The 13,260-nt window shown below is 31.7% G+C and carries 12 protein-coding genes, 1 tRNA gene and 1 rRNA gene; 1 reads left to right on the forward strand and 13 read right to left on the reverse strand.

Annotated elements, in window-relative coordinates:
- From C4R78_RS08865 to spoIIE, 13 genes are all read right to left on the reverse strand, one after another.
- A 16S ribosomal RNA gene (locus C4R78_RS08865) occupies positions 1–250 on the reverse strand; the annotation flags it as partial.
- A 129-nt stretch (positions 251–379) separates the two neighbouring features.
- Positions 380–454, reverse strand: a tRNA-Asn gene (locus C4R78_RS08870).
- A gap of 109 nt (positions 455–563) precedes the next feature.
- On the reverse strand, positions 564–2,090 hold the full coding sequence (lysS, locus tag C4R78_RS08875) for a lysine--tRNA ligase (RefSeq protein WP_103896694.1): 1,527 nt from the start codon (positions 2,088–2,090) through the stop codon (positions 564–566).
- 13 nt (positions 2,091–2,103) lie between these two features.
- Positions 2,104–2,586 carry a transcription elongation factor GreA gene (gene greA, locus C4R78_RS08880; RefSeq protein ID WP_103896695.1) on the reverse strand — a complete coding sequence of 161 codons (483 nt, stop codon included), beginning with the start codon at positions 2,584–2,586 and terminating at the stop codon, positions 2,104–2,106.
- Positions 2,587–2,746: 160 nt separating this feature from the next.
- Positions 2,747–3,670 carry a quinate 5-dehydrogenase gene (locus C4R78_RS08885; RefSeq protein ID WP_103896696.1) on the reverse strand — a complete coding sequence of 308 codons (924 nt, stop codon included), beginning with the start codon at positions 3,668–3,670 and terminating at the stop codon, positions 2,747–2,749.
- Between the two features lie 12 nt (positions 3,671–3,682).
- Positions 3,683–4,207, reverse strand: a complete 525-nt coding sequence (locus tag C4R78_RS08890; protein WP_103896697.1) for a helix-turn-helix domain-containing protein — start codon at positions 4,205–4,207, stop codon at positions 3,683–3,685.
- A 75-nt stretch (positions 4,208–4,282) separates the two neighbouring features.
- Positions 4,283–5,263: a tRNA dihydrouridine synthase DusB gene (gene dusB, locus C4R78_RS08895; RefSeq protein ID WP_103896698.1), complete on the reverse strand. Its 981-nt coding sequence runs from the start codon at positions 5,261–5,263 to the stop codon at positions 4,283–4,285.
- A 5-nt stretch (positions 5,264–5,268) separates the two neighbouring features.
- A complete protein-coding gene (locus C4R78_RS08900; RefSeq protein ID WP_103896699.1) occupies positions 5,269–6,045 on the reverse strand; it encodes a type III pantothenate kinase in 777 nt (258 codons plus the stop codon).
- 29 nt (positions 6,046–6,074) lie between these two features.
- Positions 6,075–6,479 carry a thioesterase family protein gene (locus C4R78_RS08905; RefSeq protein WP_103896700.1) on the reverse strand — a complete coding sequence of 135 codons (405 nt, stop codon included), beginning with the start codon at positions 6,477–6,479 and terminating at the stop codon, positions 6,075–6,077.
- A 55-nt stretch (positions 6,480–6,534) separates the two neighbouring features.
- Positions 6,535–8,355 carry an ATP-dependent zinc metalloprotease FtsH gene (ftsH, locus tag C4R78_RS08910; protein WP_278308563.1) on the reverse strand — a complete coding sequence of 607 codons (1,821 nt, stop codon included), beginning with the start codon at positions 8,353–8,355 and terminating at the stop codon, positions 6,535–6,537.
- A gap of 48 nt (positions 8,356–8,403) precedes the next feature.
- Positions 8,404–8,943, reverse strand: coding sequence for a hypoxanthine phosphoribosyltransferase (hpt, locus tag C4R78_RS08915; RefSeq protein ID WP_103896701.1), 540 nt, complete (start codon positions 8,941–8,943; stop codon positions 8,404–8,406).
- A 3-nt stretch (positions 8,944–8,946) separates the two neighbouring features.
- Positions 8,947–10,332, reverse strand: a complete 1,386-nt coding sequence (tilS, locus tag C4R78_RS08920; protein ID WP_159945877.1) for a tRNA lysidine(34) synthetase TilS — start codon at positions 10,330–10,332, stop codon at positions 8,947–8,949.
- Positions 10,333–10,376: 44 nt separating this feature from the next.
- Positions 10,377–12,734 (reverse strand): stage II sporulation protein E, encoded by a 2,358-nt coding sequence (gene spoIIE / locus C4R78_RS08925; RefSeq protein ID WP_103896703.1) that lies wholly within the window; start codon positions 12,732–12,734, stop codon positions 10,377–10,379.
- Positions 12,735–13,057: 323 nt separating this feature from the next.
- Here spoIIE and C4R78_RS09620 point away from each other — a divergent pair.
- A partial coding sequence (locus C4R78_RS09620; RefSeq protein WP_146057666.1) for a transposase family protein occupies positions 13,058–13,260 on the forward strand: 203 nt, incomplete at its 3' end.

Below are 13,260 nucleotides of genomic sequence, written 5' to 3' on the forward strand. Positions count from 1 at the left end.
GGGCCGCGGGCCCATCCCAAGGCGGAGCTATCGCTCCTTTGGCTACCAAAGCATGCGCCCCAGTAGCTTTATGCGGTATTAGCAGGCCTTTCGACCTGTTATCCCCCTCCTTGGGGTAGGTTACCCACGTGTTACTCACCCGTCCGCCGCTAAGAGGCTCAGAGTAAACCCCCTCGCCTCTCCGCTCGACTTGCATGTGTTAGGCACGCCGCCAGCGTTCGTCCTGAGCCAGGATCAAACTCTTATGTTTAAATCCTAACTCCTATTTATATGCTGGTCGCTTCGCCACTGTTCAGTTTTCAAAGGTCAAACAGCAGTTTATATTATATAATGCTTATTTAAATTTGTCAACTACTTTTTTGTTTTTTAAAAAAGAAAATGGCTCCACGGAGAGGACTCGAACCTCCAACCCTCCGGTTAACAGCCGGATGCTCCACCATTGAGCTACCGTGGAACACTTACATCTATGATTATAGCATATATTTTAAAAAATGCAATACCCTTTTAAAATTTTTTATAAGAGTATTCCTTACCCCTAACAAAATAAGGCAGGAAATCCTGCCTTATTTTGTTGGCTTCATTGTTGGGAATAATATAACATCTCTTATTGAATATGAATTTGTAAGGAACATTACAAGCCTATCTACACCAATTCCAAGGCCACCTGTCGGAGGCATACCTATTTCAAGAGCATTTATAAAATCTTCATCCATCATGTATGCTTCATCATCTCCAAGTTCTCTTTCCCTTAGCTGTTGTAAAAATCTTTCTCTTTGATCAATTGGATCATTTAATTCTGAGTAAGCATTTGCAATTTCTCTTCCATATACATAAGCTTCAAATCTTTCTGTAAACATTGGGTCATCTGGCTTTCTCTTAGTTAAAGGTGAAACTTCTACTGGATAATCTAAAACAAATGTAGGTTGAATTAAATGCTTTTCAGCATAAGCTTCAAATACTGCAACTAAAATATCGCCTTTTGTACAGTCCTTTAAGTCTTTCTTTAATTCATCAACAACATTTAATTTTTTTGCAATTTCCCTTGCTTCTTCATCGCTTTTTATTTCATCAAAGTCAACATTTGCATATTTCTTTACTGCTTCCTTCATAGTCAATCTATTCCATGGAGGAGTAAAATCTATCTCTGTTCCTTGGTAAACTACCTTAGTTGTTCCTAGAACTTCTTTGCAAACATAAGCTATAAGTTCCTCTGTAAGCTTCATCATATCATTATAATCTGCATAAGCTTCATAAATTTCTATCATATTAAATTCTGGATTGTGCCTTATGTCAATACCTTCATTTCTAAAGTTTTTACCCATTTCATAAACCTTTTCAAAACCACCTACAATTAATCTTTTTAAATATAGCTCAGTAGCAATTCTTAAATATAAATCTATATCTAAAGCATTGCTATGAGTTATAAATGGTCTTGCTGCTGCACCACTTGCAATAGGTGATAAAACAGGAGTTTCAACTTCTATAAAGTCTCTATCATCAAGGAATTTTCTTATTGCTCTTATTATCTGAGTTCTTTTAAAGAAAGTATCCCTTACATCTTGATTCATTATAAGGTCAACATATCTTTGTCTGTATCTTAAGTCTGGATCCTTAAGTCCATGCCATTTTTCAGGAAGTGGTCTTAAAGATTTTGTAAGAAGTATAAAATCTTTTACGTGAACTGATATCTCTCCTGTTTTAGTTTTAAATACTGTTCCTTCAACTCCAATTATGTCACCAATATCTAAAGTTTTAAAAGCCTTAAGTTTTTCTTCTCCTAAATCATCAATCCTTACATAAAGCTGAAGTTTTCCATATCTATCATGAATATCTGCAAAGCCAGCCTTACCATGTATTCTTTTTGTCATCAACCTTCCTGCAACTTTTACATCTTTTCCTTCAAGCTCATCATAGTTTTCTTTAACTTGCTTTGATGTATGAGTCCTGTCATACTTAGTAATTGCAAAAGGATCTTGTCCTTTAGCCCTTAATTCTTCTAATTTTAAAAGTCTTTGCCTCATAAGCTCATTGTATTCAGCTTCAAGCTTTTGAAATTCTTGATTGTTGAGTTCTTCATTTGTATTTACCATAACTTTCCCTCCATTAATGTCTTTTTATTTCTAATATTTCAAAGGTTTCAATTCCATCTGGAACTTGGATTTCTACTACATCTCCAACTTTTTTACCTAAAAGTCCTTTTCCTATTGGAGCTTCATTGGAAATCTTCATCTTAGCAGGATCCGCTTCAGCTGAACCAACTATAGTAAATTCAAGCTCATCTCCATATTTTAAATCTTTAACTTTAACCGTAGAACCTATTGAAACTACATCTGTATTAATTTCATCTTCATCAATTATTTTTGCATTTTTTAGCATATTTTCTAAAGTTGCAATTCTACCTTCAACAAAAGCTTGTTCATTCTTTGCTTCATCGTATTCTGAATTTTCGCTTAAATCTCCAAAAGATATAGCAGTTTTTATCTTTTGAGATACCTCTTTTCTTTTTACAGTTTTAAGGTATTCAAGTTCTTCTTCTATCTTTTTTACTCCTTCATATGTTAAAATAATTTGTTTGTTCTCTGGCATATGTACTCTCCCCTCTTTTTTGCTTATTGATTTATAGATATTATATGCACATTATTTTACTAAATTCCCTAAAATAATTAAATAACAAGCACTATATTTATAAATATAGTGCTTGTTAAAACTTCGTTATATGGTATTATAAAACACCCCAGATACAATGTCAACATATTTTAACTTCATCTGATTCATTTAAACAAACAATTCTTGGTTTAAAATTTAGTTTTTCCAAAAGGTTTTCATAATCTTCAAAGGTTATTTCATCAACCTTTTTATTTAATATAGAAACTAATACAGCCTCCATTACATTTGTTCCAAAGGACCTTCCATTAAACTCTGGAGTAGTAGTAATCAAATACCTTACTCCTAATCTCTTTAGTTCATCTATATCATCCTTTGTAACAGTATTAGTAATAATTATCTTTCCAGTTAAATCATCAGGCATAAACCTTTTTATAAATAAAAAATCTCCTGCTATTATATCCGCTTCATAAAAATATTTTTCATTCTTTGGGGTTCTCTCCTCTTGCTTTTTACCAGTAGGATACAGTTTTTCAAAAGGCATTTTCGTTGCTATAGGTAATATAATTTTAGCAATAGTATGGAAAAGCCTTATTGATTTTATAGGAATAGGAATATCTAATGAAAACATAAGATCTCCAATTATAAGTTGTGCCCCAAGTTCATCTAATGTTTCTGCCATGCCAAATCTATCTGTTGCACTCACCATCAGAACCTTTTTATCTTTTAAATTAAATACATTCTCATCTATGTATCTTATAACCTTTCTCTCTAAAGTATTTTTAAGTCCTGAACCATCAACAATAGGAGTTTTTTTAGCCGCTTGCTTTATAAGAGCAGCATCTTTAATTTCATACCTTTTTCCAGCTGCATATAAATATAAATCAATCCCCCCCATACCAAAAGCATCTACTTTTCCATCCAATTCCTTTATAATTTCTATAACTTTATTAAAATCTCCATCTGTCCCTATCCTTTCTATTAAAAATTTTTCTCCTAAAAATTCAGCTTCAGCCCTATGATTTCTTCTAGAAGAGCCAAGACTTACTGAAACAACGTGCTTCATAATAGTATCCTCCTAATTCTTTATCATTTCTATTATTCTTAATACAGAATTAACATCTACATAAACATCTTCTTTTAAAGGTGATTTACCTATATCCATAATGTAAACATGCCCATCTAACAATGTTGCTAGCAATTTAGACCTTATATTAGAAGCTAATATAATACAATGCTGATATTTTCTAACTTTAGAGATTATCTCTAAAAGCCAATTGACAAGATCTAAACCATTCTGTTCTCTAACAATTTTTTGCCTCTCTTGTTCTGTCAGTAAAAAAACAAAATCTGCTCCAGCCTTTTTAAGCTCCCTTTCAAGTTCATCTTTATTGGCAATAGGAAAACCTACTACAGCAATATTTCCACCTCTTCTTATTTCCCCTATACTTTCAAGCCTTGATATAAAAGTCCTATCTATATTTAATATTCTTGCAACTTCCTGCTGAGAATATCCTTTACATCTTAATTCCAATATTTCATCAATAGTATTGTTAATTTTAGATATACTTATAACCTTATCCCCTACCCTTATGTAATCCATGAAATCCCCCCTGTGAACACAATATATTCATTTACATTTTATACCTTTTTTATTTTGTTTACAATAAAAAAGATGCTACACTGTTGTAGCATCTTCCAAAACCCTTTTATATTCCAACAAAACCTCTTCTATTTTTTCCCGTTCATCAAGCCTATTTACTATATCTTTAACATAACTAGAATTTCTAAGACCTTTTAAGTACCAAGCAACATGTTTTCTCATTTCTATTATACCTTGTCTTCCTTTAAACTCTTCAGCCATCTTAAGATGTTTTAAAATAACATTAAATCTTTCTTCTAGAGTAATTTCAGGAAGTTTATCACCTGTTTTAAGATAGTAATTTATCCTTTTAAATATCCATGGCCTTCCTAATGCGCCTCTTCCTATAAGAATGGCATCACAGCCTGTTTCCTCAAACATCTTCTTTGCGCTTTCTTCATCAACTACATCTCCATTTCCTATAACTGGTATGTTCACCGACTGTTTAACTTTTCTTATTATATCCCAATCTGCATGTCCTGAATACATTTCCTCCCTTGTTCTTCCATGTATTGCAATAAAAGAAGCACCAGCATCCTCTAACATTTTAGCAAATTCAACTGCATTAACAGAAGCTGCATCCCATCCTTTTCTTATTTTAACAGAAACAGGCTTCTTGCTTTTTTGAACAACTTTTTTTACTATGTTATAGGCAAGCTCAGGGTTTTTCATAAGGGCACTTCCTTCACCATTTTTGACAATCTTAGGTGCTGGACATCCCATATTTATATCTATGCAAGCAACCTTCTCATTTAAGCTTATCTGTTCTGCCATATCTGCCATAATATCAGGATCACTTCCAAATATTTGAACAATAACTGGAGCTTCTTTATCATCTATATCTAAAAGAAGATTTGTCTTTTTACTTCCATAATATAAACCTTTTGAACTTACCATTTCAGTATAAAGCATCCCACAACCATAATCTTTACATATTAACCTAAAAGCCTTATCCGTAACTCCTGCCATAGGAGCTAAAAACACATTATTAGAAGTTATAAAATTTCCTATCTTCATTTATATCACCTATTTTTTTCATAAATTATCCTAAGGCCTTCTAAGGTTAATACAGGGTTTACTTCATGTATAGTCTTGCTCTCTGAAGCTACTAATTTAGCAAGTCCTCCTGTTGCTACAACATAAGGAGTCTTTTCTCCAAGTTTAACCATTTCATCAGACATTTTATTTACTATATAATCAACCAATCCAACATAACCATATATTATTCCAGATTGCATGCTGCTTACAGTATTTCTACAAATTACCGTTGGAGGCTTTACAAGTTCAATTCTTGGAAGTTTTGCTGCCTTCTCAAATAAAGCCTCACTAGAAATTTTTATTCCCGGTGCTATTGCACCTCCATAATAATCTCCCTTTTCTCCCACAGCACAAAATGTTGTCGCTGTTCCAAAATCAACTATAATAAGGGACCTTTTATATATATCTAAAGCTGCAACTGCGTTAACAATTCTATCTGCTCCAACTTCTTTAGGATTATCATATTTTATGTTTATACCTGTTTTAATACCCGGCCCTACTATCAAAGGTTCTACATTAAAATATTTTCTTATCATATGCTCTAAAGAATACATTATGTTAGGAACTACAGAAGAAACAACAACTGCATCAACTTCTCTATAATCTATATTTGCCTTTTCAAACAAATTTATAACTGCAATCCCATATTCATCCGATGTTCTTGGAAGATTTGTAGAAAGCCTCCAAACATCTAAAAGTTTTTTCCCTTTATATGCTCCAACAACTATATTAGTGTTACCAACATCAAAAACTAAAAGCATAATTACCTCCCCAATACAAATAAAAAACTTTACTTTTTATCATTTACCTTTGACATAAATTTTTCTACATTTACTATATACCTTTCATGAATTCCTTCCATTATTTTTTCAACTTCATCATAGGCTTCTACTTTAAATACAAGCCTTCTACCATCTACTTCAATAAGCTCTGCAACAGCTCTTATTTTCATTCCAATAGGAGTTGCTGCTAAATGCTTTACATCAAGCCTTGTTCCAACAGTAGTATATCCCGTTGGAAGATGAAGATCCACTGCATCCTTTGCAGCACATTCTATATACCCTATCAAAGCAGGAGTTGATAAAACATCCACTGCACCGCTGGCATAGTTTTTAGCAGAATCCTTCTCTTTAACGTTAGTTTCAATAACTGAATTAATCCCAACCGTAACTTTATTTAAAACATCCTTTTCCATACCCAACACTCCCATTCCAATTATTTTTTAAACCTCGGGAATTCCCCGAGGTTTATTATGCTTGATTAAAGATAGCTTCAAATTCTTCAGCTTCAAGTTTTTCTTTTTCAAGTAAAGCTTCAGCAACTTTGTGAAGCTTATTTATATTTTGTTTTAAGAGCTCTTCTGCTCTATTGTAAGCCGTTTCTATTATTCTCTTTATTTCTTTATCTATAAGAGCTGCAACTTCTTCACTGTAGTTTCTTGTCTTTGCAAAGTCTCTTCCTAAGAATACCTCTTCATGTCCTGTTCCAAATTCAATAGGTCCTAAAACTTCACTCATACCATATTCCATAACCATTTTTCTTGCAATATTTGTAGCCCTTTCAATATCATTTTTTGCACCTGTTGAAATATCATTTAATACAAGTTTTTCTGCAACACGTCCACCTAATAGACTTACAATTTCTTCTTCAAGCTCAGTTTTTGAAGCATAATACTTATCCTCCTGTGGAAGAGCTAAAGTATATCCTCCTGCTCTTCCTCTTGGTATTATGCTTATCTGATGAACAGGATCAGTATTTGGTAAAAGCTTCATAACAACTGCATGCCCTGCTTCATGATAAGCAGTAAGCCTTCTTTCCCTCTCGCTCATTATTCTACTCTTCTTTTCAGGCCCTGCAATAACCCTTGTTATAGCCTCTTCTAACTCCTCCATGCCTATAAGTTTTTTACCTTTTCTTACTGCAAGTAATGCAGCTTCATTCATTAAGTTTTCAAGATCTGCACCTGTAAAACCGGGTGTTCTTTTAGCTATTATAGATAAGTTAACCTCTGCTTCAAGGGGCTTATTTCTTGCATGAACTTTAAGTATTTCTTCCCTTCCTTTAACATCTGGAGCATTTACAACTATTTGCCTATCAAATCTTCCTGGTCTTAAAAGTGCAGGGTCTAAAATATCAGGTCTGTTGGTAGCTGCAAGAACTATAATACCTTCGTTTGTTCCAAAACCATCCATCTCAACCAAAAGTTGATTTAAAGTTTGCTCCCTTTCATCATGTCCACCACCAAGCCCTGCTCCTCTTTGTCTTCCTACTGCATCTATTTCGTCTATAAAAACTATGCAAGGAGCATTTTTCTTTGCATTTTCAAAAAGGTCTCTAACCCTTGATGCACCAACACCTACAAACATTTCAACAAAATCTGAACCGCTTATACTAAAGAAAGGAACACCTGCTTCTCCCGCAACTGCCTTTGCAAGTAAGGTTTTACCAGTTCCTGGTGGCCCAACAAGAAGTATTCCTTTTGGAATTCTAGCTCCCATTTCAATATACTTTCTAGGATTTTTTAAAAAGTCAACAACTTCTTGAAGTTCAGCCTTTTCCTCATCAGCACCTGCAACGTCATTAAAGGTTACTCTTTTTTTATCATTAGTTACAAGTTTTGCTCTACTTTTTCCAAAATTCATAACTCCTTTTCCTCCACCGCCTTGAGCTTGTTGGAGGAATATAAACCAAAAAATAACAAGCATTATTACCATTATGATGTTAGGCAACGCAGAAACCCAAAATGGAAACTTTGAAGGTGGAACATACTTTAGTTGTACTTTTTGGGCGTGGGTTTTATTATATTCATTAATTATTTTTTCAAATTCTGTAGTATTTATATTGACCGTAGTTGTAAAAGATGTTCCATCTTTAAACTCACCTGTTGCATTTCCTGTATCAGTATCTATATATATACTCTTTACATTGCCCCTTTCAATTTCGTTTATAAGCTCTGTATAAACTATTTCACTTTTTTTACCTGTTCCACCATCTAAAAGAGTCATTGCTATAAAAAAAGCCATTATTATCAAAAGCCATGCACTAGCACTTTTTAAAAGATTCTTATTCAAGCTTAAATCCCCCTTTCACCGTACAACATTATAAATATACACCATTGTTTATTTTTTGTAAATATCTTCTTTTAATATACCTACATAGGGTAGGTTTCTAAATTTTTCAGCATAGTCAAGGCCATAACCTACAACAAAAGCATCTGGAATTTTAAACCCTACATAATCAGCTTCAATGTTAACTTTTCTCCTTTCTGGTTTGTCAAGAAGACAACATATTTTTAAAGTTTTTGGATTTCTTGCCTTTAAATACTCATATAAATACTTTAAAGTAGTACCTGTATCTATTATATCTTCAACTATTATTACATCCTTTCCTTCAATGTCAAAATCAAGGTCCTTTAAAATTCTAACAATTCCTGAAGTTTCAGAAGAATTTCCATAACTTGAAACTGCCATAAAATCCATCGTAACATTAAAATCAAGGGCCCTCATAAGATCTGCCACAAACATTACAGACCCCTTTAAAACCCCAATAAGTATAATATCACCCTTGGGAAAATCTTTTTTTATTTCATATGCTATCTCCTTTATCCTTTTTTTTATCTCTTCTTCAGTTAATAAAACCCTTTCAATAGCAGTCTCCATATTTTAACCCCTTTCAATCGTAATTTTTAACACATTTTTAGTGTGTTCATCTATTTTATAATTCTTAGTATCCCTAATACCATAAACCCAAAGAACCTCTTTCCCAATAGCCACAAGGGGTATTGAATCCCTTTCATCCCTTGGGATTTTTTTATCTATAAACAAATCCTTTATCTTCTTTTTCCCCTTCATACCCTTTGGAAAAATATAATCTCCTTCTTTTCTATTTCTAACAACTAATCCACCTTTTATTTTATCATAATCAAAGTATTTTATAAACGGCGTATCGGTTAAATTGCCATGATTTTTTAATAATTCTGTTTTAACTACTAAATTTAATTCATCTAGTCTTAAAATACCGGGAATTTTTAAAATATACTCAAAATCCTTTTTTGTATCTAATCTTTTAATAAAAAACTTACCATATGAAATTTCTGCAACTAAATTTTTAGGAAGATACAGCATTTTTCCTGTTTGATTTCTTTCAATAAGCTCTAGACAGTCCTCAACATGAAGATTTTCTATTCCATTTAAATCTCCTTTAACATCTTTTATCAGTTGCCTTATTATTCTCCTTTTTAAAGCAACGTGTAATTTTTTAAACCCTTCAACTATTATTCCGCCGTTGTCCTTTATATCTTCATAATATTTTAGAGCCTCTTTTTCAATATATTCATTCTCATCATTTAAAATTTCTGCCATTTTAAAAAGATTATCAACGACATTTTCATTTATATTTTTAATAATATATGGGATAAGCTCTAATCTAACCTTATTTCTAAGGTATATAGCTTCTTTATTAGTACTATCTATTACAGGCTGTAAATTGTTATGTTCGCAATAATATTCTATCTCTTCCCTTGAGCATATAAGAAGGGGCCTTATTATGTTATCCCTTACTGGCTGTATTCCACTCAATCCTTTAAGGCCAGACCCCCTTAAAAATTTCATAATGATGGTTTCTGCTTGGTCATTTTTATTATGGGCAAGGGCAATTTTATTACCATTAATTTCCTTTAAAACATTGTTAAAGCATTCATATCTTGCTATTCTTCCTGCTTCTTCAGAGGATAGACCTTTTTCTTTAGCCATTTTTGTTACATCTATTCTAAAAGAATAAAAAGGTATATTTAATTTTTCACAAAAGTTTTTTGAAAATTCCTCGTCTCTAAAAGCTTCTTGTCCCCTAATTAAATGATTTACATGAACTGCATAAAGGGATATTTTAAGCTCATCTTTTAATCTATAAAGTATATGCAAAAGAGCTGTAGAATCAGGCCCTCCAGAAAAACCAACTACTACTTTATCTCCATTACTAATCATAGAATTTTTATTTATATAACTTAAAACCTTATCTATCATAAACATCACCTTTTTTCTTTTTATCATAACAAATACTTTTAAATAAAACAACAAGGAACCTTTCGGTTCCTTTATTGCACCTTCCATATTTTTGAAACAATAACCGTTAAATCATCCTTTATGTCATTTCCATACTTTTCTTTAGCTTTATTCAATATATAATCAGCTAATTCCTTAGGATTTCCTCCGCTATATTCCCTAAGAAGCTTTACAATCCATTTTTCCTTAAGATCCCTATCAGCATCCACTACTCCATCAGAAACCATTATAATCATATCTCCACTTTTGAATTGATGTATCTCACTTTCTATTTCAATTTCATCTACAATTCCTATAGGTAGACTCTTATTTTCAATAACCTCAACATCAAATCCTGATTTTATAAATGTAGAAACTGCCCCAACTTTTATAAACTCCCCAATTCCTTCATATAAATCTATTATGCCTAAATCAACAGTAGCAAAGGAATCGGATTTGTTTTTTAACAAAAGTATAGAATTTATAGCTTTAATAGTAGTATTTCTATCAAAACCTGCCTCCATAAATTTTTCAATAAGGGCAATAGTTGTATTGCTTTCCATAGCTGCCTCAAATCCACTACCCATTCCATCACTAATTGCAATTACATATCTTCCAGGAGCTACATTTCCAAAATAGTAACTATCCCCTGAGACGTCTTCCTTTGAATACCTTGCAACGCTTGATGCAACTCCAAAGTTTTCAGCTTCCACCAATTTGAAATGACATACATTGTTTTCATTATCTAATTTACACATCGTACTTTCTCTTACCATTCTTTTCCCTAAAGCCTGTGAAACAATCTTTACAATATCGTTATTGCATAAAGATTTACCTAAACATGCATTTCCATAAATAGTCACTTCAAATTTATTATTGGAGTTTTTAGTAACTAAAACATCTCTATATTTTATATCATTTAAATCTAAAAGAACAGCAATTTGTTCTTCAAGCTCATTTTTAAATTCAAAGGACTTTGTTATATCCTTTACTATATCTGATACTACACCTGATATACCTTTTATTTGCTCTGCTAAAATAACCTTTGAATTTAAAAGCTTTTTAGCCCAACGGTTGTTTATTCTAAGTATTTCAATTTCAAAATTTATATGTCTTATAATTTCATTTAACTTTAAACATTTAAAATTAAAGGAATCGGGAACCTGTCTTATATCTATTTTACCGTTTTTTTCAGCAAACCTTAACATCTCAAAGAAAATATCATAAGTATAATAAGTATCCTCAGTCCAGCAAAAATGTTTCGCATCACAATTTGCACAAACTTTATTAGCAACTTTTTCAATAACACCTTTAATTTCATTGGCCCTTGATAAATTATTTTCATATCTTTCAGTTAATATACTAGATAAACTATTTAAAGACTTAGATACGGCATCTAATTTCGTATTTATGTAATTCTTTATTCTTTCCATATAAATTTTTTGCGGAATTATTTTTTTTCTCTCAAAATCTAAAGATATTTCTATTTTCTCTAACAAAGACCTAGGAACTAGAATAAAAATAACAGAAGCTAAAGAAACATTTAAAATAAAAGGAACCAAAAATTCAATTTTCCCTGAATATATCATTACTACTATAGAAGATATAATGTAGGCTGCCGAAACAACTATTTTCCCCATATCCTTAAAGGCTCCTGCAATAAGTCCACTAAATCCATAAACTCCTAAAACATATGTTGAAGTGTTTCCAGAAAAGCTTAGCACAAAACCAAGTAAAAGCCCTATTGTAGATGCTACCTGACTTCCCCTTAATTGTGCAGCAATAAGTATAAATAAAACGGTTAGAATTGATTTTAAAGATATATCCATATAATTTATATCCCAAAGCCCCGCAAAAGAAATAAGTATTATAAGAATTAAACTTATTATTTCTTCCTTTACTATGTCAACACTTTTTTTATTGAAATAATATGAAACTCCATATGTAAATAGATATGATGAAGATATCATTATAAAGGCTTCAAAGGAGGATGAAATTATATCATATAATGTTAAATTATTTAAAATATACCTGTGAAGAGCAAAGGATACTCCAACATTTAAAAGGGAAGTTGTTACCGCCATTTTAATAAATTTTGATTTTTCATTCTTTAAAATCAAATTAAAAAGCATTATCCATGCCGCAACAAATATATGACTTCTTGATACTAAAATATCCCCTTGTGTAAGATAACCTAAAATTGAAAAAATACCACATACCAAAACCCATTCCTTTTCTAAAACTTGGGATACTGCTATTAAAAGTGCTAATCCAAAGGGCATTATCTCTTTTAAAAAGAAAACCCTTGAAGCAAAGAATATAAAGGCAAATAAAAACAAATGCTGTACTTTTAATTTATCCCTTTTTAAAGCTCTAAACTCTTTTTTAGTTAAAACTTCTCTTTGTAGCATAACACCCCACCCCACATTTTTCTGTGTGAGGTTATTATATCAAATATATGCTAAATAATTTGTCGCTATTCCTTATTTTTCCATAAGAAAAAATTGACAGATTCTGAATTAAGTAAAACAACTTCGACTTTTATCTTGTTCATTTATGATAGGAACTTGTTTAAAAAGTTTTTAAATGCAAAAAAGGTTCTATAATAAATGTTGGGGTGGTAAATAAACCTCAACATTTTTTCTTTAAATACAAAAAAGCACTTTATTCAGATGCCAGCTTTGCTAAAATATAATTAACCCACAAAATATTTTGAAAGGAGGCATCTGATAAAGTGCTTAGGAATAATTTTATCAATAATTTGCTTAATTTAAAAGATGTTTTCGTAAAAAATATTGTAAATGGTGATGATTTCGTTGAATTTCATGTTGAAACTAAAAAAAAATCTCATGTTTGCCCTTCTTGTGGCTCTACTACTTCTAAAGTCCATGACTACAGAACCCAAAAAATTAAAGACGTTCCTATTCAGAACAAGAA

This window comes from Caloramator fervidus, assembly GCF_900108045.1.
Lineage (GTDB): Bacteria > Bacillota > Clostridia > Clostridiales > Caloramatoraceae > Caloramator > Caloramator fervidus.